Source organism: Streptococcus sp. HMSC10E12 (assembly GCF_001807855.1).
GTDB lineage: Bacteria > Bacillota > Bacilli > Lactobacillales > Streptococcaceae > Streptococcus > Streptococcus salivarius.
This window is the reverse complement of the sequence record NZ_KV791104.1, coordinates 6,209-30,192: the sequence shown is the minus strand read 5'-3', so window position 1 is coordinate 30,192 and position 23,984 is coordinate 6,209. Positions and strand designations below refer to the sequence as shown.

General features: G+C 39.9%; 28 protein-coding genes. 12 read left to right on the top strand and 16 right to left on the bottom strand.

Going from position 1 to position 23,984, the window contains the following annotated elements:
• Positions 1–65: 65 nt before the first annotated feature.
• The 4 genes from HMPREF3112_RS06940 to HMPREF3112_RS06925 form a co-directional block, all read right to left on the bottom strand.
• The gene (locus HMPREF3112_RS06940; RefSeq protein ID WP_002885925.1) at positions 66–485 is read right to left on the bottom strand and encodes a hypothetical protein; all 420 of its coding nucleotides are present in this window, start codon (positions 483–485) and stop codon (positions 66–68) included.
• Between the two features lie 58 nt (positions 486–543).
• On the bottom strand, positions 544–1,446 hold the full coding sequence (locus tag HMPREF3112_RS06935) for an HAD family hydrolase (RefSeq protein WP_002890593.1): 903 nt from the start codon (positions 1,444–1,446) through the stop codon (positions 544–546).
• A gap of 314 nt (positions 1,447–1,760) precedes the next feature.
• A complete protein-coding gene (locus HMPREF3112_RS06930; RefSeq protein ID WP_002885961.1) occupies positions 1,761–2,240 on the bottom strand; it encodes a hypothetical protein in 480 nt (159 codons plus the stop codon).
• 13 nt (positions 2,241–2,253) lie between these two features.
• Complete coding sequence (locus HMPREF3112_RS06925; protein WP_070438856.1) at positions 2,254–3,564, bottom strand: LysM peptidoglycan-binding domain-containing protein; 1,311 nt, start codon at positions 3,562–3,564, stop codon at positions 2,254–2,256.
• A gap of 227 nt (positions 3,565–3,791) precedes the next feature.
• Here HMPREF3112_RS06925 and lysS point away from each other — a divergent pair, with 227 nt between their 5' ends.
• From lysS to HMPREF3112_RS06900, 5 genes are all read left to right on the top strand, one after another.
• Positions 3,792–5,282 (top strand): lysine--tRNA ligase, encoded by a 1,491-nt coding sequence (gene lysS / locus HMPREF3112_RS06920; RefSeq protein WP_070438854.1) that lies wholly within the window; start codon positions 3,792–3,794, stop codon positions 5,280–5,282.
• 52 nt (positions 5,283–5,334) lie between these two features.
• Entirely contained in the window at positions 5,335–5,871 is a 537-nt protein-coding gene (locus HMPREF3112_RS06915) for a DUF7832 domain-containing protein (RefSeq protein WP_070438852.1), read from the top strand.
• Positions 5,872–6,148: 277 nt separating this feature from the next.
• Positions 6,149–6,373, top strand: coding sequence for a helix-turn-helix domain-containing protein (locus HMPREF3112_RS06910; RefSeq protein ID WP_070438849.1), 225 nt, complete (start codon positions 6,149–6,151; stop codon positions 6,371–6,373).
• Positions 6,360–7,454: a DNA cytosine methyltransferase gene (locus tag HMPREF3112_RS06905; RefSeq protein ID WP_070438847.1), complete on the top strand. Its 1,095-nt coding sequence runs from the start codon at positions 6,360–6,362 to the stop codon at positions 7,452–7,454. The genes HMPREF3112_RS06910 and HMPREF3112_RS06905 overlap by 14 nt, the downstream gene beginning before the upstream one ends.
• Complete coding sequence (locus HMPREF3112_RS06900) at positions 7,444–8,658, top strand: DNA cytosine methyltransferase (protein WP_256262680.1); 1,215 nt, start codon at positions 7,444–7,446, stop codon at positions 8,656–8,658. Before HMPREF3112_RS06905 ends, HMPREF3112_RS06900 begins: the two co-directional genes overlap by 11 nt.
• Before the next feature lie 62 nt (positions 8,659–8,720).
• Here HMPREF3112_RS06900 and HMPREF3112_RS06895 read toward each other — a convergent pair whose 3' ends face one another.
• On the bottom strand, positions 8,721–9,755 hold the full coding sequence (locus HMPREF3112_RS06895; RefSeq protein ID WP_070438841.1) for a restriction endonuclease PLD domain-containing protein: 1,035 nt from the start codon (positions 9,753–9,755) through the stop codon (positions 8,721–8,723).
• A 361-nt stretch (positions 9,756–10,116) separates the two neighbouring features.
• Here HMPREF3112_RS06895 and HMPREF3112_RS06890 point away from each other — a divergent pair, with 361 nt between their 5' ends.
• Positions 10,117–11,451 (top strand): Nramp family divalent metal transporter, encoded by a 1,335-nt coding sequence (locus tag HMPREF3112_RS06890; RefSeq protein WP_070438838.1) that lies wholly within the window; start codon positions 10,117–10,119, stop codon positions 11,449–11,451.
• Positions 11,452–11,487: 36 nt separating this feature from the next.
• Here HMPREF3112_RS06890 and HMPREF3112_RS06885 read toward each other — a convergent pair whose 3' ends face one another.
• Positions 11,488–11,700 (bottom strand): YdbC family protein, encoded by a 213-nt coding sequence (locus HMPREF3112_RS06885; protein WP_002886106.1) that lies wholly within the window; start codon positions 11,698–11,700, stop codon positions 11,488–11,490.
• A gap of 124 nt (positions 11,701–11,824) precedes the next feature.
• Between HMPREF3112_RS06885 and HMPREF3112_RS06880 the strand changes: the two genes are divergently transcribed.
• Together HMPREF3112_RS06880 and HMPREF3112_RS06875 are read left to right on the top strand one after the other, a co-directional pair.
• Positions 11,825–12,109: a hypothetical protein gene (locus tag HMPREF3112_RS06880; RefSeq protein ID WP_004182773.1), complete on the top strand. Its 285-nt coding sequence runs from the start codon at positions 11,825–11,827 to the stop codon at positions 12,107–12,109.
• 95 nt (positions 12,110–12,204) lie between these two features.
• Positions 12,205–12,744, top strand: coding sequence for a biotin transporter BioY (locus HMPREF3112_RS06875; protein WP_070438836.1), 540 nt, complete (start codon positions 12,205–12,207; stop codon positions 12,742–12,744).
• Between the two features lie 45 nt (positions 12,745–12,789).
• On the opposite strand, the gene HMPREF3112_RS11055 is transcribed toward HMPREF3112_RS06875, so the two are convergent.
• From HMPREF3112_RS11055 to HMPREF3112_RS06865, 3 genes are all read right to left on the bottom strand, one after another.
• Entirely contained in the window at positions 12,790–13,107 is a 318-nt protein-coding gene (locus HMPREF3112_RS11055; RefSeq protein WP_083278157.1) for a CHY zinc finger protein, read from the bottom strand.
• Positions 13,107–14,393 carry a peptidase U32 family protein gene (locus HMPREF3112_RS06870; RefSeq protein ID WP_002885971.1) on the bottom strand — a complete coding sequence of 429 codons (1,287 nt, stop codon included), beginning with the start codon at positions 14,391–14,393 and terminating at the stop codon, positions 13,107–13,109. The genes HMPREF3112_RS11055 and HMPREF3112_RS06870 overlap by 1 nt, the downstream gene beginning before the upstream one ends.
• Before the next feature lie 95 nt (positions 14,394–14,488).
• The gene (locus HMPREF3112_RS06865) at positions 14,489–15,418 is read right to left on the bottom strand and encodes a peptidase U32 family protein (RefSeq protein WP_037603903.1); all 930 of its coding nucleotides are present in this window, start codon (positions 15,416–15,418) and stop codon (positions 14,489–14,491) included.
• 238 nt (positions 15,419–15,656) lie between these two features.
• Between HMPREF3112_RS06865 and HMPREF3112_RS06860 the strand changes: the two genes are divergently transcribed.
• Positions 15,657–15,953, top strand: coding sequence for a DUF3270 domain-containing protein (locus HMPREF3112_RS06860; protein ID WP_037603906.1), 297 nt, complete (start codon positions 15,657–15,659; stop codon positions 15,951–15,953).
• A 52-nt stretch (positions 15,954–16,005) separates the two neighbouring features.
• Here HMPREF3112_RS06860 and HMPREF3112_RS06855 read toward each other — a convergent pair whose 3' ends face one another.
• The 7 genes from HMPREF3112_RS06855 to HMPREF3112_RS06825 form a co-directional block, all read right to left on the bottom strand.
• On the bottom strand, positions 16,006–16,446 hold the full coding sequence (locus tag HMPREF3112_RS06855; RefSeq protein ID WP_070438829.1) for a YtxH domain-containing protein: 441 nt from the start codon (positions 16,444–16,446) through the stop codon (positions 16,006–16,008).
• A 12-nt stretch (positions 16,447–16,458) separates the two neighbouring features.
• Complete coding sequence (locus HMPREF3112_RS06850) at positions 16,459–16,857, bottom strand: DUF948 domain-containing protein (RefSeq protein WP_002885965.1); 399 nt, start codon at positions 16,855–16,857, stop codon at positions 16,459–16,461.
• Between the two features lie 124 nt (positions 16,858–16,981).
• Complete coding sequence (lgt, locus tag HMPREF3112_RS06845; RefSeq protein ID WP_037603910.1) at positions 16,982–17,773, bottom strand: prolipoprotein diacylglyceryl transferase; 792 nt, start codon at positions 17,771–17,773, stop codon at positions 16,982–16,984.
• Positions 17,773–18,702, bottom strand: a complete 930-nt coding sequence (hprK, locus tag HMPREF3112_RS06840; protein ID WP_037603912.1) for an HPr(Ser) kinase/phosphatase — start codon at positions 18,700–18,702, stop codon at positions 17,773–17,775. The genes lgt and hprK overlap by 1 nt, the downstream gene beginning before the upstream one ends.
• Positions 18,703–18,824: 122 nt before the next feature.
• Entirely contained in the window at positions 18,825–19,088 is a 264-nt protein-coding gene (locus HMPREF3112_RS06835; protein ID WP_002885986.1) for a PspC domain-containing protein, read from the bottom strand.
• Between the two features lie 65 nt (positions 19,089–19,153).
• A complete protein-coding gene (locus HMPREF3112_RS06830) occupies positions 19,154–19,594 on the bottom strand; it encodes a SprT family protein (protein ID WP_048674383.1) in 441 nt (146 codons plus the stop codon).
• Positions 19,581–21,713, bottom strand: coding sequence for a Tex family protein (locus HMPREF3112_RS06825; RefSeq protein ID WP_048674381.1), 2,133 nt, complete (start codon positions 21,711–21,713; stop codon positions 19,581–19,583). Before HMPREF3112_RS06825 ends, HMPREF3112_RS06830 begins: the two co-directional genes overlap by 14 nt.
• Positions 21,714–21,990: 277 nt before the next feature.
• Between HMPREF3112_RS06825 and HMPREF3112_RS11755 the strand changes: the two genes are divergently transcribed.
• The 3 genes from HMPREF3112_RS11755 to HMPREF3112_RS06815 are packed head-to-tail and all read left to right on the top strand — an operon-like array spanning position 21,991 to position 23,845.
• Entirely contained in the window at positions 21,991–22,122 is a 132-nt protein-coding gene (locus HMPREF3112_RS11755; protein WP_002885949.1) for an SPJ_0845 family protein, read from the top strand.
• Between the two features lie 5 nt (positions 22,123–22,127).
• A complete protein-coding gene (locus tag HMPREF3112_RS06820) occupies positions 22,128–23,030 on the top strand; it encodes a permease (protein WP_048674380.1) in 903 nt (300 codons plus the stop codon).
• Complete coding sequence (locus HMPREF3112_RS06815; protein WP_003093491.1) at positions 23,030–23,845, top strand: TIGR03943 family putative permease subunit; 816 nt, start codon at positions 23,030–23,032, stop codon at positions 23,843–23,845. Before HMPREF3112_RS06820 ends, HMPREF3112_RS06815 begins: the two co-directional genes overlap by 1 nt.
• Positions 23,846–23,984: the final 139 nt, after the last annotated feature.

Below are 23,984 nucleotides of genomic sequence, written 5' to 3'. Positions count from 1 at the left end.
AACAAGGGTCGCTTTTTAGCACTCAAAAAGCTCTTAAAGTTATTACTTTAAGAGCTTCACTTCCATTATTTCCAACTCGGTTCCTCTGGCAAACGGTCTAATTCAACACCAAATCCTCGAGCCAAATCATCTAATTCCTTTTCGAAAACGTCTAGTTCCTGTAAGACAAGATCATACTGTCCCTCAGAAAGTAAACGCTTAAAACGAAGACCACGACTCAAAACAAATTCCATATCTATTTTGACAGTTCTATGAACATGTTCCCAATAGTTGTTAGCAAACTCTCGTTGCTTTTCTTCAGTATTAAGGTGGTCCACTAATGCATAATAGGAATCCCAAGCAACGCCCTTCATCTGCTCGGCGTCTCTAACACCTTCAAAGAGATCGTCACGTTTAGCTTCGAGTGCTTCTACCTCTTTTCTCAATGCATCACGTTCAGCACTTAGTGCTTCAATATCATGTTTTAAGTTGTTGATTTCTACCATTTTCAAACTCCTTATCTCACGTTCTAGACAATAAAACGGCCACACGAGGCCGCTCTACTTATCTTCCATATTTCATACGAAGGATTTTTTCCTGGTTCGCATTCAAACGAAGAAGGATAACCACTTTATCAATACTCATATTGCTCTCAAGAAGACGTTCAGCCGCCATCATAAGACCATTATTGATACCTAGTTGAAGGACTGGATTTTCATTATCATTGATATCAAAGATATATTTGTTATTTGGAAGGTCGAAAAGGACTTTCACCGCTCCAAAGAGTTGCTCAAAACTGTCGATTTCCAAGTCGAAGACTGGCTTGGTACCTGGTTTGAGGCTACGTCCACGGTGGTTAAACCACATAGAATGCCAGCCACCATTGAAGGCACCCATGACATCATTGTCATAAGAATCTCCAACGTAGAGCGTCGTCGATGGATTCATGTCAAATTGCTCAGCTGCGAGGTTGAAGATTTCCTTCTCAGGCTTTTGGAAACCTGTCGCCTGACTGACGATGACACGCTTAGGATCAACGTAATCATAAAGTCCCAACTTCTTAACCTTTTTAAGTTGGTGCTCTGTTGGTCCATTGGTAATAATCCCCATAGGCACATTTTTTTCCTTGAGGAAATCAAGGGTCATGCGCATTTCATCAAGCATGGTGATGTTTTCCAACTCATGCTCGTAAACCTCTTGGAAATGGTTACCCGTTTCTTCATCAATTTCACGGTAGCCAAACTCCAAAAGGGTCTCTTTACAGCGCCAAAAACGGAAATACTCGGTTGTCCACTCACCTGCCATTACACGTGGAAAACCAACATCAGAATAGTGGCGGAAACGAATGTAGGCTTGATTCATGTGACTCATATCAAAGTCAGGGAAACATTTTTCCATGGCAATACGATAAGGTGCTTGTTGGTCGTAAATAGTATCGTCAACGTCAAAAACAATAGAAGTAATCATCTGTCCGTTCTTTCTTATATCATTCTCTTGACCAAAGTCTTAGACACGTCTGATTAACTAGCGACTAATATGATATTAGTCAGCTTCTAGGTCTAAGCCCGGTAAAAGTAAGCTTTAAGTCAACTGTCTTAGGGCAATCTTACTCGTCTGTTTTTTATCAGAATGCAATTGCCCAAACAGTCTTATTATACCGTTTTTGCCCTCTTATTTCAATTTTCGACCCCACTTAAGAAAAGATTATTCGTGTTTTGAAGATAGAAAAAGGTTTGGAACAATTTGTCCCAAACCTAATGCATCTTGTCATATTCAGACACTTATTTAATTTCTTTGAAGGTCATTTTTTGTTTGACTTCACCCTGACCACCTTTGGCAATCTGGTAGTAGAAATCTTTTGATGTGAAGTGGTCACCATAAGCAAAGACCTTGTTGTACTGCCATTGTGACAATTGATCGTCCTCTTTTTTACCAAGAGTCAATGTTGTTTTTGTCACACTGTATTCCCACTTAGCTGTTTGGTCATTATAGGCCTTGTCAAAATCAGTCTGACTCTTAGCAGCATTAACCACTGTCGTACGATCCTGACTCACAAGCGCCTTGTTCCCACCTTCTTGGAAGGCTACATACATGACACGATTATTGACCTCACCGTTTAGAGTACTTGAATATTGGTAAACCTTACCAGGTACAACACTATCCAAATGGTGTGTTCCCCAGTAATAGAAAGCACCAAATCCAGCTCCTGTAACCAAGAGACAAGCAAGAACAACACTAATAATGATATTTCTCTTTGACATGTCTTGCCCCTCTCTATTCGTCACCAGTTAGGTCAGAGAAAGTTGCCTCTGAGTCTGTTTCAGTGTGGCTTGAAGAACTTGATGAAGAGCGTTCAACGCTTGGTGAGCTTGAACTCATGCGTGTTTCTGTTTGAGAATCATCACTTGATGACGCCTTAGATTCTGATGATTTTTCAGTGCTTGATGATGAACTTTCTTTTTCTTTGTAAACATCAACGTTGAAAGCCCACTTATCACCCTTATAACTTACCTGAATTTGAGCATATTTTGCCTTGATAAGATCTGAGATCTTACTATCCCTGTTAAGAGCGTCATAAATCTTTTCAGCAAGAGCCTTGGCATTTGCTTCAGTTTTGGCACCATCTTTAGGTCCATCAACAATATCTTTAGCCTTTGGCGTTTCACCTTGAAGGTAGAGAGCTGTGCTTTCAGTGTCCTTCTTAGCTGTAGCATTTACACCAGTCTTATCATCTGCATGTAAGAAGAAAGTCCATGCAGGACTACCTGAGTGGTTTTGTTGATATACTTGTTTGAATTCACTTTGAACCTTGTCTTGGAAAGCATCATCAGTCAATTCTTTTTCCTTAGAACTTTCTGTACTTGCTTTGCTTTCACTACTGCTTGCTGTTGAGCTTGATGCAGAAGATGATGATGATCCACTTGTTGAACTTGATGAAGCATCTTTAGATTCAGATGATGATGAAGATGAGTCCTTGCCATCTTTAGAATCTTTAGTATCTTTGTCTTTATCGTTATTATTGTTAGTTGTATTATTTGAGAATGAAACGCTATTGTCAGAATTATCTGGAGCGTAAATCACTGTATTCTTAGAATGGTCATCAGAGACAAAAGTGCTGTTATTGATAATCACTCGGTTGTTATCACCGTAGTAGTTGTTGATAACAATCTTAGAATGTGCACAACGGTAACCATTACCAGTCACATGGTAACCTGCTGGGACATCACCATCACGTTTCAAGATGAGGACATCACCTGCGAAGATAAGGTCAATATTCTGAATATTGTTATCGTAGGCTAATTTTTCAATAGAAATTCCAGTTGCTTGAGAGATTCCCCATAAGGTATCTCCCCATTGAATCACGTACTGTTGGCCATCCAACTGCTGTGGATTGATGTTCTGAGTTGTCAAATTATTTGTAATTTGTTCAGGTGTGCTGGCAATCCAGTTTGTAATATCAGCAGCGTGAGCACTCGTTTGATTTTGATAAAAGCTATCTGCTAACACAGATACCGTAGGCATCCCAATAGGTGCTAGTAAAGCGCCAAGCATCACGGCTTTACTAACATAATTTTTCTTTTTCATCGTATTTCCTCCTTATATCATACGAAACTTACTTTGCTATTGTACACCCTTTTTATTATATTTGTCAATAAATTCTATAACTTTCTAATCAAAGGTTAATGCTAGTTTACAATTTGTCCTAAAAATAGACAAATCCTAGCTTTATTTATCTGACATTTAATCATTTGTCCTATCTTTAGAAGGTGATTTATGATACAATAATTACGACTATTTTATGGAGGACTAACATGTCAAATCAACACATGGAAGAATTGAACGATCAACAGATTTTCCGTCGTGAAAAAATGGCGGCTTTGGCTGAACAAGGAATCGATCCTTTTGGTAAGCGATTCGAACGCACAGCTACATCTGGTCAATTAAAAGAAAAATACGCTGACAAAACAAAAGAAGAATTGCACGAAATCAACGAAACTGCTACTATCGCAGGTCGTTTGATGACTAAACGTGGAAAAGGTAAAGTTGGCTTCGCCCACATCCAAGACCGCGATGGTCAAATCCAAATCTACGTGCGTAAAGATGCTGTCGGTGAAGAAAACTACGAAATCTTCAAGAAAGCTGACCTTGGTGACTTCCTCGGTATCGAAGGTGAAGTTATGCGTACAGATATGGGAGAACTTTCTATTAAAGCTACTCATATCACACACTTGTCTAAAGCCCTTCGTCCATTGCCTGAGAAATTCCACGGACTTTCAGACGTTGAAACAATCTACCGTAAACGTTACCTCGATTTGATTTCTAACCGTGAAAGCTTTGACCGCTTTGTCACACGTTCAAAAATCATTTCTGAAATCCGTCGCTACCTCGATGCTCAAGGTTTCCTTGAAGTAGAAACACCTGTTCTTCACAATGAAGCTGGTGGTGCTGCTGCTAAACCTTTCATCACTCACCACAATGCTCAAAACATCGACATGGTGCTTCGTATCGCGACTGAGCTCCACCTCAAACGTCTCATCGTTGGTGGTATGGAACGCGTTTACGAAATCGGACGTATCTTCCGTAACGAAGGTATGGATGCCACTCACAACCCTGAGTTCACATCTATCGAAGTTTACCAAGCTTACGCTGACTTCCACGATATCATGAACTTGACTGAAGGTATCATCCAACACGCTGCTAAAGCTGTTAAAGGTGACGGACCTATCAACTATCAAGGAACTGAAATCAAGATTAACGAACCATTCAAACGCATCCACATGGTTGACGCTATCAAGGAAATCACTGGCGTTGACTTCTGGCAAGACATGACTTTGGATGAAGCCAAAGCTATCGCTGCTGAAAAGAATGTTCCAGTTGAAAAACACTACACTGAAGTTGGTCACATCATCAACGCCTTCTTCGAAGAATTCGTTGAAGAAACATTGATTCAACCAACATTCGTTTACGGTCACCCAGTTGCTGTGTCTCCATTGGCTAAGAAAAACCCAGAAGACCCACGCTTCACTGACCGTTTCGAGCTCTTCATCATGACTAAAGAGTACGGTAATGCCTTCACCGAATTGAACGACCCAATCGATCAAATGTCACGTTTCGAAGCACAAGCTGCTGCTAAAGAACTCGGTGATGACGAAGCAACAGGCATCGACTACGACTACGTTGAAGCCCTTGAATACGGTATGCCACCAACAGGTGGACTCGGAATCGGTATCGATCGTCTCTGCATGCTTCTTACTGACACAACAACCATCCGTGATGTCTTGTTGTTCCCAACGATGAAATAATAATCATATCCCATTATTTGAATAATGGGATATTTTTATATGAGGTATAAACGTGTTTAGAAAACTGAAGTCCCTTTTTAAGAAAAAATCAACTGTAGTTGAACAGCCTGAGACAAAGATCGAAGAAAGTCAATTAGACTTTCCCATAGACCGCGCAGATTATTTTTTCGATCATGCACTTGTATTCTATTGTGAAGAAAATAATATCCCGTCAGAAAAACTAAGCAAATCAGATATGCTAGAGATTAGTAAAAGAGCTGCTTTTCATCTCAGTATCTTCGTCGCCTGGCTAGCAAAACATGATTTTCTGAATCCTAAAAGCGATGGATTTAACCTTGAGGATGCACAAAAACTCAAGAATGAAACGATTACGGGTACAGACTATCTCTTTAAACATCTTGATGAAAAACTCTATTCATCTGATATTAGTGACACACTCCTCCCCTTCATCTCTGATTTTTATGAAGATTATATGGATTTCTGTTATACAGTCTTGGTTGATGATGTTGCTAGAACTGAATTTGATTGGAAAATCTATCACTTGGTTGAAGATGACATTGACGAGATGTTTACTAGTTACAAAGAATAATTAGTATAAATAGAAAAAAATATTCTAATTTAAACTACAATCTAAGTAAAAATTTTTTTCTACATAACTTTTTTAAGTCAGTAAATTGTGTAGTATTCTTGTTTTTTATAAAGGTTATCCATGAATCAAATAACTACTATTTTTTTGATTATCACAATTTTATAATTTAAAAATACGAATAGATAAATAAGATATATCATAAATGATTAACTATTAATTCACAAAACAACCGTAAACGGTTGTTTTGTGGTATAATACCTAAATCGAAAGGAAGAATATGGAGCAAAAAATATCTTTCTCACCTTTGTGGGAACAATTAACCTCTTCAAAAATGACACAAAAAGAGTTACAAATACTAACTGGTTTAGGTTCAAGTACATTTACAAAACTTCGTAATAATGAATGTGTCACTACTGAGACTATACTTAAACTATGTGTTGCCCTGAATTGTGATATAAAAGATATAATTAAATTAACAGGAGGTAATAATGGAAAATATTAATGTAATAGACCTTTTTTGTGGTGCTGGTGGACTTAGTCAAGGATTTAAGCAAGCTGGATATAAGGTCTTAATGGGAGTCGATTTTGATGATGCTGCCTTAAAAACTTATGCCCATAATCTCAAGGATTCTATTGCTCTAAAAGCAGATCTTTTTGATGAAGAGGCTTCAATCAAGCAGATAGAGAAATTATTAAAAGGAAATACTGTTGATGTTGTAATCGCTGGCCCTCCATGTCAAGGATTTAGTCTAACAGGCTCTAGAGACATTAATGACTCTAGAAATAAACTTTATGTTGCTGTAGTAGACACTGTAAAGCATTTTCAACCAAAAGCATTTTTAATTGAGAATGTTCCTGGAATGGCAACTCTTTATAAAGGAAAAGTAAAAGAACAAATTATTAATACATTTGAAGACCTAGGCTACAACGTCAGTGTAACTGATAAACCATTGTTAGCAGCTGATTATGGTGTTCCACAAATGAGAAAGAGGATGTTCTTTGTAGGCTTTCGAAAAGACCTAGGTTACGACTACTTTACTTTCCCTACACCTAAACTAACACCTGAAACTTACATTGGTACTGCCGATGCCATTTCAGATCTCCCTCCTCTTATTGATGATCTAGGTGAAGAAAACATACCATATACAAATGAAGCTAAAAGTGATTATCAAAAGATGATGAGAATAGGATCTCATCGAATTCACAACCATATTGGAACTAATCATACAGACGAAGTAAAGTGGGTTATTAGTCAAGTACCAGAAGGAGGAAATCATAAGGACTTACCTGAAGGAGTTGGAGAATCTAGAAAATTTAACGAAGCTTGGACCCGTTATCACAGTAAAAAACCATCTAAAACGATTGACACCGGTCATCGGAATCATTTTCATTATAAATGGAATCGCGTACCAACAGTTAGAGAAAATGCTCGACTACAATCTTTTCCAGATTACTTTGAATTTTTAGGGACAAAAACGCAGCAAAATAAGCAGGTTGGGAATGCTGTTCCACCATTATTAGCGCAAGTAATAGGAGAAAAAATGGCTAAACATCTTAATGAAGGAAAAGAAGATGATAAATAATATCGAATTATTTGCCGGAGCAGGAGGATTAGCAGATGGTCTAGAACAATCAGGAAATATCCATTTATTAGCTTCTGTTGAATGGCTAAAACCTCAAGTAAGAACACTTAGAAACCGTTTAGAAAGTAAATATAATATTACCGACGCATCTGAGCGAGTTTTAAATTTTGATATTCAGCGTACTGAAGAACTCATCCATGGGTGGTCTAACGATTCAGATTTTGGAAGTTCAAAAGGCCTAAATAAAATTATTAATGAACATTCAGTTGATATGATTTCTGGCGGTCCCCCTTGTCAAGCTTACTCATTAGCTGGCAGAATTAGAGACAAAAATGGAATGAAAGATGATTATAGAAACTTCTTGTTTGAATCTTATATCCGACTAGTAGATTACTATAAGCCCAAAATAGTCCTCTTTGAGAACGTAGAAGGAATGCTAAGTGCTATCCCCACTGGCGAAAAAATTACGGAACTTATACGAAAAGGATTCGATGATATTGGATATGAAATCATAAATGATCTTAGGAAATATGCTTTATTAGACCTAACTAAATTTGGAGTTCCACAAAAAAGAAAACGTGTTATTATAGTTGGCGTAAGAAGAGATTCACCTTCTACTAATTACCAAAATATTCTTAATTACTTTTATAAGGTTCTAATTCCTTCCAAATTTTCAGAACAAAAAACTGTTAGAGATGCTATTTCTGATTTGCCTCCTATCTACCCACTTAAACAAGCAATAGGAAGACAAGCATACGATAATTCAAGTAATATTAATGGGCATACTTCACGTTTCCATAGTATAAGAGATCAAAAAATTTTTAATTTACTAGCATCTGATATTGAAAATGGAACCAATAAATACACTTCTGCTGATTCCTTAAAAAAATTGTACTATGAAGTAACCGGAAAAAACTCAAATGTTCATAAGTATCATGTGCTACGGTGGGATGAACCTAGTAATACAATTCCCGCTCACCTAAAAAAAGATGGGCTACGACATATTCATCCAGATCCAAAACAGATGCGTAGTATTACAGTAAGAGAGGCTGCTAGATTGCAAACTTTCGATGACGATTTCGAGTTCAATGAATCACAATTAGCTAATTTTGAAATGATTGGTAATGCAGTACCCCCTCTCTTTGCAAAAAAATTAGGAGAATTATTACCTGATTTATTTAAATATATAAAAGAAAACGAATAGAATAAAAGGCAAACAATTTATTTTTTGTTTGCCTTTTCAAGATTAAAATGATTCTTAAGTTGCTACTTTTCAACCGAAAATTCTGCATAATAGACACCATCTCCAATTAACGATAATGAAATCGTATTTCTTCCATATGTAGATAATGTTTCCATTGTTATCAACTCATTAATACCTATTCCTAAACGATTTCTCAGATATCGACCTAAAATACTTTTTTTGGAAATTTTCTCCCCGTCAACAAATACTTTTTTTGAAGAATAAGAAGCCAATTGTTTAGGATATTTCTCATTGTTATAGAACTGAACTCCCTCTAAAGAGGCTTCCATTATAACACCGTCATCCCAAATTAACTCAATTGGATCGGAATTTCTCTTTCTTTTTCCCTCAGGCGTCATAAAATCAGGATCAAATGGTTTAAATAATTGATTATTCTCTTTTATTATTTCTTTAGGAATCCGTATATATGCATCCCCTAAAGCAACATGACCAGCACTAAGTCCCCAATTTAATCCACTTTTCGGTGGGACTTCATTAGTTTTTGTATCATATAAAGGAATCTCTATTGAATAACGTAAATTACTCTTTGCAACTTCGTCTATTTTAGTATCCGTCACTTGAAAATCTAGTATTTCCTGATCTTTTCGTAAATGAGGTTTTTCAACAGAATTATCGAAAATAAATTTATAGTATTCCTCAAGCGGTGAAAAAGTATCTCTTGTAGCATCTGCTAAAGATTCTCTATAATCAGTTCGTAAACCATTCGATGAAAAATTTGCTGAACCAATCAAAGCTGCTAATATTTTGCCCTTCCTTTTCCAGATATAAATTTTAGAGTGTATTTCCGTAGTAGTAAATAGTAATTTTAGATTACTATTTTTTTCATCAATTTTTTCTAAGGAATCCCATAATCTTGCATCTATCCCCGATCGGTACATCCCACCAATGACTGTAATTTTAATATTATCAAATTCACTCAGTCGTTGAACCGGTGCTGGACCAAGAAAACCACTTATGATAATCAATTCGTCAGGTTCATCTGCTAAAATTTCATGTTTTGAGAAGATAACATCTTCTAGTCCACTTATATATAACATTGTTATCACCTTCCTATTACAAAATTATATCATAACTTTTTATGGACTAGATTAATAAATAATTTCATATCATTTATATCTATATTCTTAAATCCCCAAGTATTTGATGAATCATCATTCTATAATTTCGATATAGAACACAGTCTCTTCCTATGATCAAGTATTTATTTTTTCGCTTAAAAGTTTCAGATATCAAAAATTATTATAATATGTAAGCAACTTTATATCTCAATACCTCAATTTCTTATTACAACACAGTACTCCTCACCTTGCAAATCATCCTCATAGTGTTATAATAAAATTGTCGGTCTGTCTAGAAATAATGCAACTTTTAGGCAGAATGACTTAGAAAGAGGTGTTTATGACATCTTCAAAAAAGGTTTCCCTTTCTGAGGTTAACCAATCCATAGATACACCAAATAATACTCGCTTTTGGCAAAATCTTAAGGCTTTCTTGGGACCTGGGGCTCTCGTGGCCGTGGGTTACATGGATCCAGGGAACTGGATTACCAGTGTCGTCGGTGGGGCGACCTACAAGTATAGTCTTCTTTTTGTCATCTTAATTTCATCTTTAATCGCTATGCAGTTGCAACAAATGGCTGGAAAGTTAGGTATTGTGACTCAAATGGACCTGGCTCAAGCGACGGCCTACCACTCGCCCAAATGGTTGCGATACACGCTTTGGGTGATTCTGGAGCTTGCCTTAATGGCGACAGATTTGGCTGAGGTGCTTGGTTCTGCCATCGCACTTAACCTGCTCTTTGGTATTCCAATTATGGTTGCCATTCTGGTGACAGTCCTAGATGTCTTCCTACTCCTACTCATCATGAAACTGGGATTCAAGAAAATCGAGGCTATTGTTTCAACCTTGATTTTGACCATCTTGGTTATCTTTGTCTACCTGGTAGCCTTGTCTGAGCCTAGTATTACGGGAATCCTCGAGGGTTATCTCCCTACGCCAGCGCTCTTTGAGCCACATGCTGCTGGGCACACCAACCAGTTGACTTTGGCACTTGGGATTGTGGGTGCAACCGTTATGCCACATAACCTCTACTTGCACTCATCCTTGTCACAGACTCGTAAGGTTGACTATTCTGATGGTAAAGATGTGACAAAGGCTGTCCGTTTCATGACCTGGGACTCCAACATTCAGTTGACTTTGGCCTTTGTGGTTAACTCCCTCCTCTTGATTTTGGGTGCAGCTCTCTTCTTTGGCCACGCTTCTGATATTTCAGCTTTCTCACAAATGTACAATGCCCTTCAGGACTCTAAGATTGCTGGTGCGGTTGCTAGTTCAACACTTTCAACTCTCTTTGCCTTGGCACTCTTGGCTAGTGGTCAAAACTCTACCATTACTGGTACCCTAACTGGTCAAATTGTCATGGAAGGCTTCCTCCACATGAGGTTACCACAGTGGGTAATTCGTTTGTTCACACGTCTCTTCGCCTTGCTACCTGTTATCATTGTAGCCATTCTCTATGGCGATCAAGAAAAGATACTGGATCAACTCTTGGTTTATTCACAAGTATTCCTCTCAATTGCCTTGCCATTCTCTATCTTCCCTTTGATTTACTACACTTCTAAGAAATCACTCATGGGAAAACACGTCAATGCCAAGTGGAATACCTTCCTTGGTTATGCCATCGCTATTGTCCTAACCATTCTCAATCTCAAACTTATCTTTGATACGTTTTAAACAAAAAAATAAGGCCAGCGCCATGCTGACCTTGTTTTAGTTTTTGAAGGCGTCAACGAGAACTTGGAATTCTTCGTTGCTGAGGGTAATCCCCTTGCCCATCTTGGTATGGTCTGGACTCCATGTACGGATGTCATATTTAGCCGGTGCGCCATTAAAGCTCACACGATTGAGTTCTTTAGTCCAACCCTTGTCATTTTCAGACAAGACCAAGAGTTTTTCTTCAATTTCAAATGAAAATTCTGCCATTTGCTTACCTCCACTAGCTTTATTCGTTTTTTTCTGTGAAAATTGTCTGTTTTAGAATGAAGTTATCCACAAAAATTCACCTTTCATGCTATAATTATTTTATCAAGAAACGAGGGAAATGACCATGATAAACTTTTTAGAAGCCGTAAAGCATCAGCTTCATCAGTTTGTGGAAACAGGTCACAGCAAGCCTGTCCACCTAATGCAGAATCAGCTTATCAATGATATCTATCATGCTATCGATCATAACCAAATGGTCATGCTGACATCCAATCAGAAGACCTATAAGGGCTACATCAACCGTTATGACAGGGAGCGACAAGCCATCTTTATCGAGCAAGATAAGATTATCAGCATGATTGAACTTAAAGAAATCAAACGTCTAAAAATCATATCACAACGAGGTTAAGTTTATCAGTTAACCTCGTTTTATTATTAGGTTGACTATTTTAAAATCACTTGCTATAATAAGTTAACTATTTATTTAGGAAAGGTTAACTAAAAATGACGCAAAATCGTACATTGTCACTCATACTCCCTGCTTTCGGTGCTGCCATCATTGCTGCCCTAGCTCAAATCATCATTCCAATTGGAGCAGTTCCCATTACGTTGCAAACTTTTGCTGTCGGACTTGTTGCTGCCATTCTTAAACCAAGAGAGGCGACACTTGCTGCTACCCTCTACCTGATTCTAGGTGCCATTGGTCTTCCAGTTTTTGCAGGTGGAGGCGGTGGGCTCCAAGCATTCTTTGGTCCTTCAGCTGGCTATTTGTTGGCTTATCCATTTTTCGCCTTTATCACTTCAAAACTGACGCATGCTGAGACTCCTATTTGGAAGATCTTTGTGGCTTTTGTTTTGGGTGATGCACTTGTATTTGTCGGTGGTATCCTCAGCCTGCACTTTCTCGGAAAGATGGGATGGTCTGCAGCTGTGGCTGTTGGTTTGACACCCTTTATTATCCCTGACCTCTTAAAAGGTCTCATCGTCGCTTTGGTGACTAAGCCAGTCTTAAAAGCTCTTAAAAATCATAGCTACTTTAACTAAAAAAGATTGAAGACTTTGTTCGTGTGAACAGAATCTTCAATCTTTTTATTTTTCAAAATAAATATCATAGTGCTTTGAACAAGCTGGGTTGAAGGCACTGTGACAATTGGGACAGGCTACTGCCTCTTGATACTCCTCAATTGTCATCTCATGCCTACAAACGCCACAGATAAGGACCTTGTCCTGCTTCAATTGACAAGGATAAGCTCGAAAGCTATGTTTCTCCAAGCGATCATGGCACTGATAACAGGCATAATACTTCTGGCACTCGAAGCATTTTAGGGCAACAATATCTAGTGGGGAATGGTAGTGCTGACATCTACTCTGATCATCTACCAGGAGCCCATTGATTTGACTTGTCATTAGGCACGAACAGTTTTGCTTGAACCGTCTTTTTGGTAGAGGTTAATTAAACCTTCTTTAGTTGAACGAATCATGTCACCAGGTTTAACTTCTTGTGGCACAGTAATTGTAAGAAGTTCCATTGGGTTCGGCGCACGGTCAATTTTGTTACCATTGGCATCGTGAAGGTCTTTGATATCACACTCGAAATGACGGAAGCCTGGTCCGTAGAATTCAACATGGTCGCCTTCAAGGATAACGTTACGTTGACGGATTGTAGCTGTCATAGTTGCTGGATCAAAGTCAACTACTTCACCAACGAATTTGTATTGTGGAATCTTACGACGAGCTCCAAAGAGTTGTTCGTTTTCTGTTGGTGTCTTGTAGTAGAAACCTGTTGCCAATTCGCGTTGGGCAACTTTCCAGAGTTCGTTAATCAAATCATCTTTGATAGCATAAAAAGCTTCTGCACTTTCCATGTAGGCATCACAGGCAGCCTTGTAACAGTTAGCAACTGTTGAGACATAGTGGACAGATTTCATACGACCTTCGATTTTAAGGCTATCAACGCCATTATCGATAAGGTCAGGGATATTTTCAATCATACACATGTCAACGGCTGACATAGAGTATTCTTCAGGAACTTCACCTTTGATACTCTTACGTTCTTGGCCGAATGGCATGTCGTAAAGGTCATATTTCCAACGACAAGACTGTGAACAACCACCACGGTTGGCATCACGGTCTGACATGTGGTTAGAAAGGGTACAGCGACCTGAGTATGAGATACACATAGCGCCATGGACAAAGGCCTCAATTTCAAGATCCGTACGCTTACGGATTTCAGCCAACTCTTCCATGGTAACCTCACGTGCCAAAACGACACGGGTCAAACCATACTCTTTCCAAAAATGGAAGGTTTCAACGTTTGTCGCAGATGCTTGTGTAGACAAGTGGATGTTAAGTCCTGGTGCGTAGGTTGAACAGATTTCAATCAAGGCTGGGTCAGATACGATAACAGCATCGAGTCCCATGTCACGCAATTCACGGAACCACTCACCAGCACCTTTTTCATTTCCTTCATGGGTAACCATGTTTGAAGCAACGTGCACATCAACACCACGAGCGTGAGCATATTCGATACCTTCTCGAAGCTCATCCATGGTAAAGTTTCCGGCACGGCTACGCAAACCATAGGCTTGTCCACCAACGAAAACAGCATCTGCGCCGTAATTTACAGCGACTTTCAATTTTTCCAAAGTTCCAGCAGGTACAAGTACCTCTGGGCGTTTTTTAGTTGTAGTCATAATTTCTCCAATTTGCAAGATTGTCGATTTTAAGTTTTGAACAACTCCTTCGTTCCCTGAAAATGGAAAACTCTCAAACGAAGGAGGAAGTATTTTTATTTTACACGGTCAGGTTCATAGTCGTAGAAACCTGTGTCCAAACCACGGTTGGCTGGGTGTAATTTATGAATAGCCTCATCAAAGAGGAAGGCTTGGTCTTGTGAAAATTCGCCAGCCTCGATGAGGTCACGAGCCTTCACAAAATACTCAGTGATTTTTACAAAGTTTTCACCTGGGCAATAAACGCCGTCCAACTTCCAGTGGTCAAAACCATGTTCAACGAGTTCTGAAAGTTTAGTCATCATATCCAAGTCATTGTTGGCAAAGATATGTGTCCCGTGCATATCTTCATAAACTGAGTAGTGAGAATCTGGATCTCCTGGCTCAGAAAGGAAGAGGTCACGTTCTTTGGTAACAGCTTCATCCGTTTTGATAAAGTTGTAATAGTTTTGAAGAAGTGGACGTTTTGAGTGGTGAATGATACTTGCACCATAAACCAAAACCTCAGCTGGAATCTGAAGATTTTCAGCCATGATGAATAGTTCCGCAGATGGAATCTCACGAGCCAAAACCGCTTCAGATGCTCCTGCCTGTTTGCCCCAGAAATTAATCTGACGGCTAGAGGTTACCATAGTTGAAGCATCATAAATCATTTTGAAGGGACGTTTGTCACGGTTACAGATGTAGAAAACTCCTGCATCACCAACCGTGATATAATCTGCCTTGATTTCTTCAAGAAAATCAAGATAGTCTGGAAGAGCATCCATCATACCTTGGTGCATGAGGGCATTAACGGCAACAGTCAATTCCTTGCCTGACTCATGTACCAGCTCTGCAATCTTTCGCATTTCTGCGAATGAAAAAGGCTTAGGCAAACGAAGGCCAAAGGCTTTTTCGCCGATATAAATACGATCTACGCCAAGTTCTAGGAGCTCACGTGCTTGCTCGTAGCTCTCAGCAGTCGCTGTAATTACAATTTTTTCCATAACTCACATTATAGCACAAATGATTTGATTTTTTTAGAATTTTTAGGTTCAAAACTATGTATCTCAATATTTTAAATTAGTTTTTAAATACTATAATTTTCACAAAAATCAAAAAAAACTTTGCAATATAAATTTTTTATGGTATTATTAATGAGATTCTAAATAGTGAAATACTGACTAAGTATTTTAACCTACACGAAAAAGTGATTTAGATATTTTATATAGAAAGGAGGCAGACATGGCTGACAACTTACACCGTCAATTTGATCACATCGAAGATTTCGAGACTGAGCGTCTTCAAACGACGAATTACCAAGATTATCAAACTTTAAATAGTAATAGTATTAAGCTACAAGATATGATTTTCTTTGGACGTATCTCAAGCTTCTGTGTTTCAACAGTCCTAGTTGCCTTCCTTTTCTTGGTAGCACAGGTGGCTACCTTCTGGGCTTTCTTCTGGGCAATTACCATCAGCGTCATTGGTCAGATAGGCATTTATGTCCTAATCGAGTATTATAAAGCACAAAAACGTTGACTGTTTGGTCAACGTTTTTTTCGTACTAAAAAAAGCCTCATGGGCTTTCTTTTTATTTTGCTTCTGCTGCTTCTTCAGAGATATCTTTGATATCAATGACGATATCATCAACGATAGCTTTTGTTTCTGCTTCAACATCTGCTTGCTCAGGAGTTACTTGAGCAGTTTTCTCTTTGATGAGCTCAAAGCTCTCTTTTGCGAAGTCAGCAACCTGAGCTGTTTTTTCTTGAACGGCTTTTGTCAAATCATCTGCAGTGATGTCGCCATTTTCAAATTTTGTTTTATAGTCTTGGAAAGTATCGACTGCCAAATCTTTGTAGTCGCTGGCTTTTTCCACCACTAGATTTTGATAAGCTTTTGGATCTTCTTTGAATGAAGCGATTTCTTCATCAATACGTGTTTTAACAGCTTTACCTTTTTCAGTTGTAAAGAAGTAAGCTGCTGCAGCTCCAGAAGCTGCACCAATGATTAGGGTGTTTAAAAATTTACTCATGAAAAGACCTCCTTATTTTTTCTTGTCTTTTTTACCAAAAAGTTTTGAGGCAACCTTACCGATAGCAAAGGCTGAACCTGCTTTACCAACACTTGCTCCTGCAGCGCTTGCTTTAGCACCGAGGTAACGGGCTTCAGTATTCAAGTCAGAGACACTTTCTGAAAGCTCAGCTACTGCTACAAAGAGAGGATCGATGGTTTGAACTTTTTCATTAACATCTTCAACCAAGACATTTGCCTTAGCCAAGATTTCATTCGTTTGATGAAGGGTGACATTAATATCTGTACGAAGCACAGCAACTGTTTCTTCAACTTCTTTAACCACATGACGGGTACGAAGTAGGGTTGGGATCAACGCAATCAGGAACGCAGCAAGTGCGATTGCGATAATAAGAAATGCAATTTCTGCCATAGTTTAGGACTCCTTTGACCTTTTTAAAAGGTCGCTACAAGAAAACTGAAGTAGAACCTCCAGTTTCCAGTGACCTTTGTTATGATAATTTTCATTATATTATAACAAAGTCTGAGCTATATGACTAGTTTTTCATTTTATAATCTGCCTCTGGGCGTTGCTTTCGTAAATAGAGCAAGGTAGCACCTAAGATGATAATGACGATGCTGACCCATTGAGAAACACGCAAGCCAGCAAACATGAGGCTATCTGTACGCATGCCTTCAATGACAAAACGTCCAAGACCATACCAGATAAGGTAAAATGAGGTCACATCTCCTTGACGCAGTTTCTTATTAAAGCGTCTTAGTCCTAGGATAATGATAAATCCGACCAAGTTCCAGAGACTTTCGTAAAGAAAGGTCGGTACACGATAACTACCATCAATATACATCTGCTGGCGAATAAATTCTGGAACATAATTCAGATGACTAACTGCTCTTCCGTAGGCCTCCTGGTTAATAAAGTTTCCCCAGCGACCGATACTTTGAGCAATCATTACGCCCGGTGCTGCGATATCTAGAAAATCCAAGACAGCAATGGCATGACGTTTAGAAAACCAATAGAGGACAGCTGCTCCAGCAATCAAGCCACCATAAATGGCAATCCCACCATTCCAAATTGCAAAAATTTCAGAAGGATTTTGACTGTAGTAAGCCCACTGGAAAATCACATAATAGAGCCTAGCACCAACAATGGCTATAGGAAAGGCAAGAAGAATAAAATCTAGGATGTTTTCAGGGTCGATTCCCTTTTCGGGAGCCCAACGCTGAGCCAGGTAAACGGCAAGTAAGAGACCAGATACGATACAGATGGCATACCAATGAATACTAATGGGGCCAAGTCTTAGAGCAATAGGGTCAATAGTAGCTAACATTAGTCTTCACCATTCTTACTAATGAGGTTAGTCAAACGTTCCTCAAAGGTTTTGGTTGCATCAAATCCCATTTGCTTAGCACGGTAGTTCATTGCTGCAGCTTCGATAACGACTGATACGTTACGGCCTGTCTTAACAGGAATGCGGACACGTGGAATCTTAACGCCTTGCAATTCAACTTCTTCGTTCCCATTTCCAAGACGATCAAAGACCTTACCGTCTTCAAAATTTTCTAGATAGATGGCCAACTGAACTTGAGATGAATTACGGACAGCACTGGCTCCATAAAGACTCATAACGTCAATGATACCAACCCCACGGATTTCAAGAAGATGGCGAAGAATTTCTGCAGGTTCTCCCCAGAGAGTTTCCTCATCTTTAGCATAGATATCCACACGGTCATCAGCGACTAGACGGTGCCCACGTTTCACCAACTCGAGCGCTGTCTCACTCTTACCGATTCCAGAGTCTCCTTGGATAAGAACACCCATCCCGTAGATATCTACCAAAACACCATGGACACTAGTTCGTTCAGCTAATTGTGAGTTAAGATACCAAGACATGTCCCCTGAAAGTGACGATGTGCCGTTTCGTCCTTGAAGAACTGCTACGCCATTTTCCTTAGCAGCTCGAAGCATCTCTTCCGGAATATTAAGACCACGCGCCACGATAACAGCTGGAGTTTCTTCTTTAAACATATTAGTAAAAACAGAATAACGGTTATTTTCAGTCATGGTTTTAAGGTAGGACCACTCCTTCATCCCAACCAACTGCAGTCGTTCCGGTGAATAATAGTCAAAATAACCTGTCATTTCTAAACCAGGACGAGAGATATCAGCAGTTGTTATCGGTTTTGCCAAAAGCTCCTTATTCCCATAGACAACCTTGAGTTTAAGCCTGTCAACCAACATTTTAACGGTTACTGTCATGTTATTTCCTCCGATTATTTACTAGTTTTATTGTATCATAAAAAGGTTTTCAATGCGGTTCTCAAAACAAAAAAGACCTGTGACAAGCACCAGGGCCAATCACAGGTCATATTAACAGTTACTTACCAGTTCCACTCGTCTTCTACAGGTTCAGCGTTTTTACGTTTGCGTCCATCCTTGAGTTTGATTTCGGGATAAATATCTTCTTTGTAAGGAAGGAGAAAGGCTAAAACCAAGTATAGAAAAATTCCAAACTGCGTTGAAACCATGAGAATAATAGCCAAGATACGAGCTAGAGCTAGGTCCCAGCCAAACTTATCTGCCAAACCTGCAACAACACCGGCGACGAGTCTATTTTTTCGTGTCTTATAAAAACGATTTGACATGGTCTTCTTCTCCCATCATTTCTTTGATTTAATTATATGATTTTTTTAAACTAAAAAAATCAGCCCTAGGACTGATTTAGAAAAATGAGCTTTCCTCGACACAAACCGCAGCCAAATTTCCGTGTATTGACACGGCGTTTGCGACGGTAAATACGACCACAGGATTGGCATTGATAGAGGTAGTAGTTCTCCTCTTGACCTTGCATCTTTGGAGCGTATCTAAGGCCATCGACCTTAGCTAGTAAGTCCTTGAAATCTCTATCCGCATGCTTGTAGCCCTTGCCCTGAAAATAGAGGTGATAATGACAGAGTTCGTGGCGGACGATTTTTCGAAAGGTTTCAAGACCATGTTCCTCATAGAGTTTTGGGTTAAAATCTAAATGACCATCCTTGGGAAAGAACCGACCTCCAGTGGTTCGGAGACGCTTGTTCCACAAGGCTTGATGCTTAAATTCCCAACCAAAATCTTCTATAGAAACAGTCTTAACATAATCAGTTAGATTCACGCGGATTCACCAAGGAGAGATTAAGTTTTTCATGCTCTAAGTCAACTTTTGATACCCACACGGTAACCAAGTCCCCAACAGAGACAACCTGACTTGGGTGGTTAACGAAGCTCTTACTCATCTCTGAGATGTGGATAAGACCATCCTCATGGACACCGATATCCACAAAGGCACCAAAGTCCACAACGTTACGGACCGTTCCTTCAAGTTTTTGTCCTACTGACAAATCTTTGAGTTCAAGAACATCCTGGCGAAGCACAGGTGCTTCAAAATCATCACGGAGGTCACGGCCTGGTTTCAAAAGGTCAGCAATGATATCTTTGAGGGTTTCCTGTCCAAGTCCCAGCTCTTCTGCTGTTTCTTTAAGATTAAGGGCCTTCAATTTTGCCTTGGCAGAGTCGTCCAAGTCTGTGATAGCCAACTTCTTGAAGAGGGCTTTTACCGCTGGGTAAGACTCTGGGTGGACCCCTGTATTATCCAAGATATTCTTGGCATTTGGAATACGAAGGAAACCTGCAGCTTGTTCGAAGGCTTTAGCACCAAGACGTGGGACTTTTTTGATTTCAGCACGTGATGCAATCTCACCATTCTCCTCACGGTAGGCGACGATATTTTCAGAGATAGTCTTGTTGAGTCCTGACACGTGTGACAAGAGGGTACTACTTGCCGTATTGACATTAACACCAACTTGGTTAACCACGGTATCGACGACGAAATCAAGATTTTCAGAGAGTTTCTTCTGACTAACATCATGCTGGTATTGGCCTACTCCGATTGATTTAGGGTCAATCTTAACCAACTCAGCCAATGGGTCTTGAAGACGACGGGCAATGGAAATGGCAGAGCGTTTTTCGACCGTCAAGTCTGGGAACTCATGTCGAGCCAACTCTGATGCAGAGTAGACAGAGGCACCACTTTCATTGACAATAACATAAGAAGTCTCTGGAAAATCCTTGAGGACTTCTGCCACAAAAGCTTCACTTTCACGACTGGCTGTTCCATTACCAATAGCGATAATCTCAATGGCATGCTTTTTAATGAGGTCAGCCAAGTCTTTCTTAGCTTGGGCAATCTTAGCCTGACTGGCTGGAGCCACTGGATAGATAACTTGCGTTGTAATGAGCTTACCAGTTTGGTCAACTACGGCCAACTTAGCCCCTGTACGAAAGGCTGGGTCAAAACCGAGTACCATCTTACCTTTAAGTGGTGAAACTAAAAGAAGGCTTCGAAGGTTTTGAGAGAAAAGTTGAATTGCACCATCTTCTGCCGCTTCAGTCAACTCGCTACGGATACGTCGCTCCATAGCTGGAATGATTTTCTTCTTGAGAGATTGGTTGATGACTTCCTCAATATAGTCATTTTTTTGTTTGAAACGGGCACTGTAGAAACGGTGCATTTTCTCAAGATTGTGTTTAAAGGCTACTTTAATAACGCCTAGTTTTTCCCCACGGTTAAGGGCTAAGGTACGGTAACCTTGAAGTTTAGAAACCTTATCCTCAAAATCATAGTAGATTTTGAAAGTTTCTTTTTCATCCAGTGATTGATCCTTGAGGGTTGAGGTGATATCACTGTTGTTCCAGATCTCGTTGTAGGTCCAAGAGCGCAAGCTATTGTCCTCAGAAAAGGCCTCAACCAAAATATCCACAGCACCTGCGAGAGCCTTGTCAGCTGTTGGAAAGGCTTCAGATGTCAGCTTTTCAGCTTCAGCCTTGAGGTTTGGACTATTTTGCAAGATAAGACGAGCCAAGGGGAATAGACCTGCTTCACGGGCAACCGTCGCCTTGGTGCGGCGTTTTTCCTTATAGGGAAGATAGAGCTCTTCCACATCTGCCAGTTTTTCAGCGGCTTCAATGGCTGCCTTGAGTTGATCAGTCAATTTGCCCTGAGCCTCAATCTTGGCAAGAACTGTTTCCTTACGGTCTTGAAGAGCAGTCAAGGACTTGTCCATATCAATGATGGCCTTGATTTGCGTTTCATCCAGATTGCCTGTTTTTTCCTTACGGTAACGGGCGATAAAGGGAATGGTATTGCCTTCTGCGGTCAATTCCAAAACAGTTTCAACTTGTTGTTTTTTTAGGCCCAATTCCTGAGCCAATGTCTCTAAATTACGATTTTCCATAAGCTCTATTATACCACGAGAGGAGATTTGCTTGGGCAGAAAACCTTGTAGCTGAAGCGAGAATTTTTAAGCAAGAGGTAGTATAATAGAAAAGTAAACCTATTGTTAGGGGCTATTTCTTTCGGAAATGACGCCCTTAGTATCTTTTGTAACTGAACTCGGGCTATTTCTTTCGGAAAATAGATGCATCTTCCTAGAAGCAGAGCTTCTTCGTCTGATGCCCTCTTTTCTGTCAGAAATGACGCCCTTAGTATCTTAATTAACTCGGAGGCTTTTTATGGCAGTTATTCAGAAAAAAACAAATGAACTTGAAAGCATGATGGCATCTTTTGCGGCTATCCCTGATTTTGAAAAGGCGGGAACTGATCCTAAGAAGGACAAACGTCTTCAAGAAGATAAGAAGAAATAATTTTTATGGCTATTTTTCATCAACTACCAGATAGCGTTTTGCAGCTTCTGGCAGTTTTTCTATCGATTATTATCGAAGCCCTGCCCTTCGTTTTACTGGGAAGTATCCTATCTGGCTTTATCGAGGTCTTTGTGACTCCTGAAAAGGTCCAAAACTTCCTTCCTAAAAACAAGGTCCTGGCTATTCTCTTTGGAACCCTGATTGGTTTTATTTTCCCTTCTTGTGAGTGTGGGATTGTTCCAATTATCACGCGCTTTTTAGAGAAAAAAGTGCCTAGCTACACGGCTATTCCTTTCATGGCAACTGCTCCTATCATTAATCCAGTTGTTCTCTTTGCGACATACACAGCCTTTGGGAACTCTTGGTACTACGTAATTTTACGTTTCCTTGGGGCTTTCTTGATTGCCATGATTTTGGGAATTTTACTGGGCTTTGTGGTGGATGACCAGATTCTCAAGGACAATCGTAAGGCTAGTCATGTTCACGACTATAGTGGTTTGTCAGCTGGTAAGAAAGTCTTTCAAGCTCTGGTTCATGCGGTTGACGAGTTCTTTGACACTGGGCGTTACTTGATTTTCGGGAGCTTGGTGGCAGCAAGTATGCAGACCTACCTACCGACCCGTATCCTCACGACCATCGGTCATAATTCAGTGACAGCCATCCTGATCATGATGCTCTTGGCCTTCATCCTCTCCCTTTGTTCAGAGGCCGATGCCTTTATCGGGGCTTCGCTGCTCTCTAGTTTCGGAGTGGCACCAACGGTTGCCTTTCTCATCATTGGTCCTATGGTTGATATCAAGAACTTGATTATGATGAAACACCAGTTTAAGACACGCTTTGTTGGTCTCTTTGTAGGAACCGCAAGTCTGGTGACAATCATTTACTGTCTGCTATTGGGGGTGATTTAATGTTACGTTTTCTCATCTTATCTGGGTATTTTGAGCTCGTCATGTACTTGCAAGTTTCTGGCAAGCTCAACCAGTACATTAACATCCACTACTCCTACTTGGCCTACATTTCCATGGTGCTTTCCTTTATCCTTGCTGTGGTTCAACTCATCGTTTGGATGAAGCAGATGAAGGTCCACTCGCATCTGTCAGGTCGAGTAGCCAAGGTAGCCAGCATCGTTCTCTTGGCCTTTCCAGTCCTCACGGGGCTCTTGGTGCCAACAGTAACCTTGGATGCCAATACCGTGTCAGCTAAGGGCTACCATTTTCCACTTGCGGCAGGGAGCGATCCTAATCAGGCCGACCAAGAGGGAACGACTATTCAGTACTTGAAGCCAGACACCAGCTCCTACTTCACCTCCTCAGCTTATGAGAAGGAAATGACCAGAGAGCTCGCTAAGTACAAGGGACGTGAGACCATCCAGATTACCACGGAAAATTACATGGAAGTCATGGAGCTCATATACCTCTATCCTAACGATTTTGTGGGCAAGAAGGTCACCTATACCGGTTTTGTCTACAATGACCCACAAACCAAGGGTTATCAGTTCATCTTCCGTTTCGGTATTATCCACTGTATCGCCGATTCAGGTGTTTACGGACTGGCGACGACAGGAAGTGACCAAACCTTTAAGGACAATACCTGGGTAAAAGTCACTGGTACCATCACTGTGGATTACTATCAAAATCTTAAACAGAGCCTTCCTATCCTCAATTTGACTGAGGTCAAAGAGGTTGGTCAGCCTGACAACCCTTATGTTTATCGCGTATTTTAAAAAGCCAAGTTCAGTTGAACTGGCTTTTTAAGTTGAATCAAACTGTACAGTTACTTAAATCTTGAGAGTACAAAAACAATCAATTCGATAGCATGTTAACGGCAGTTGTTGTACAGTTACTTAAATCTTGAGAGTACAA

Excerpts from the sequence above, each read along its gene's own strand:
- HMPREF3112_RS06940 (WP_002885925.1), bottom strand. The coding sequence starts at position 485 with ATGGTAGAAATCAACAACTTAAAACATGATATTGAAGCACTAAGTGCT.
- HMPREF3112_RS06935 (WP_002890593.1), bottom strand. The coding sequence starts at position 1,446 with ATGATTACTTCTATTGTTTTTGACGTTGACGATACTATTTACGACCAA.
- HMPREF3112_RS06930 (WP_002885961.1), bottom strand. The coding sequence starts at position 2,240 with ATGTCAAAGAGAAATATCATTATTAGTGTTGTTCTTGCTTGTCTCTTG.
- HMPREF3112_RS06925 (WP_070438856.1), bottom strand. The coding sequence starts at position 3,564 with ATGAAAAAGAAAAATTATGTTAGTAAAGCCGTGATGCTTGGCGCTTTA.
- lysS (WP_070438854.1), top strand. The coding sequence starts at position 3,792 with ATGTCAAATCAACACATGGAAGAATTGAACGATCAACAGATTTTCCGT.
- HMPREF3112_RS06910 (WP_070438849.1), top strand. The coding sequence starts at position 6,149 with ATGGAGCAAAAAATATCTTTCTCACCTTTGTGGGAACAATTAACCTCT.
- HMPREF3112_RS06905 (WP_070438847.1), top strand. The coding sequence starts at position 6,360 with ATGGAAAATATTAATGTAATAGACCTTTTTTGTGGTGCTGGTGGACTT.
- HMPREF3112_RS06900 (WP_256262680.1), top strand. The coding sequence starts at position 7,444 with ATGATAAATAATATCGAATTATTTGCCGGAGCAGGAGGATTAGCAGAT.
- HMPREF3112_RS06895 (WP_070438841.1), bottom strand. The coding sequence starts at position 9,755 with ATGTTATATATAAGTGGACTAGAAGATGTTATCTTCTCAAAACATGAA.
- HMPREF3112_RS06890 (WP_070438838.1), top strand. The coding sequence starts at position 10,117 with ATGACATCTTCAAAAAAGGTTTCCCTTTCTGAGGTTAACCAATCCATA.
- HMPREF3112_RS06885 (WP_002886106.1), bottom strand. The coding sequence starts at position 11,700 with ATGGCAGAATTTTCATTTGAAATTGAAGAAAAACTCTTGGTCTTGTCT.
- HMPREF3112_RS06880 (WP_004182773.1), top strand. The coding sequence starts at position 11,825 with ATGATAAACTTTTTAGAAGCCGTAAAGCATCAGCTTCATCAGTTTGTG.
- HMPREF3112_RS06875 (WP_070438836.1), top strand. The coding sequence starts at position 12,205 with ATGACGCAAAATCGTACATTGTCACTCATACTCCCTGCTTTCGGTGCT.
- HMPREF3112_RS11055 (WP_083278157.1), bottom strand. The coding sequence starts at position 13,107 with ATGACAAGTCAAATCAATGGGCTCCTGGTAGATGATCAGAGTAGATGT.
- HMPREF3112_RS06870 (WP_002885971.1), bottom strand. The coding sequence starts at position 14,393 with ATGACTACAACTAAAAAACGCCCAGAGGTACTTGTACCTGCTGGAACT.
- HMPREF3112_RS06865 (WP_037603903.1), bottom strand. The coding sequence starts at position 15,418 with ATGGAAAAAATTGTAATTACAGCGACTGCTGAGAGCTACGAGCAAGCA.
- HMPREF3112_RS06860 (WP_037603906.1), top strand. The coding sequence starts at position 15,657 with ATGGCTGACAACTTACACCGTCAATTTGATCACATCGAAGATTTCGAG.
- HMPREF3112_RS06855 (WP_070438829.1), bottom strand. The coding sequence starts at position 16,446 with ATGAGTAAATTTTTAAACACCCTAATCATTGGTGCAGCTTCTGGAGCT.
- HMPREF3112_RS06850 (WP_002885965.1), bottom strand. The coding sequence starts at position 16,857 with ATGGCAGAAATTGCATTTCTTATTATCGCAATCGCACTTGCTGCGTTC.
- lgt (WP_037603910.1), bottom strand. The coding sequence starts at position 17,773 with ATGTTAGCTACTATTGACCCTATTGCTCTAAGACTTGGCCCCATTAGT.
- hprK (WP_037603912.1), bottom strand. The coding sequence starts at position 18,702 with ATGACAGTAACCGTTAAAATGTTGGTTGACAGGCTTAAACTCAAGGTT.
- HMPREF3112_RS06835 (WP_002885986.1), bottom strand. The coding sequence starts at position 19,088 with ATGTCAAATCGTTTTTATAAGACACGAAAAAATAGACTCGTCGCCGGT.
- HMPREF3112_RS06825 (WP_048674381.1), bottom strand. The coding sequence starts at position 21,713 with ATGGAAAATCGTAATTTAGAGACATTGGCTCAGGAATTGGGCCTAAAA.
- HMPREF3112_RS11755 (WP_002885949.1), top strand. The coding sequence starts at position 21,991 with ATGGCAGTTATTCAGAAAAAAACAAATGAACTTGAAAGCATGATGGCA.
- HMPREF3112_RS06820 (WP_048674380.1), top strand. The coding sequence starts at position 22,128 with ATGGCTATTTTTCATCAACTACCAGATAGCGTTTTGCAGCTTCTGGCA.
- HMPREF3112_RS06815 (WP_003093491.1), top strand. The coding sequence starts at position 23,030 with ATGTTACGTTTTCTCATCTTATCTGGGTATTTTGAGCTCGTCATGTAC.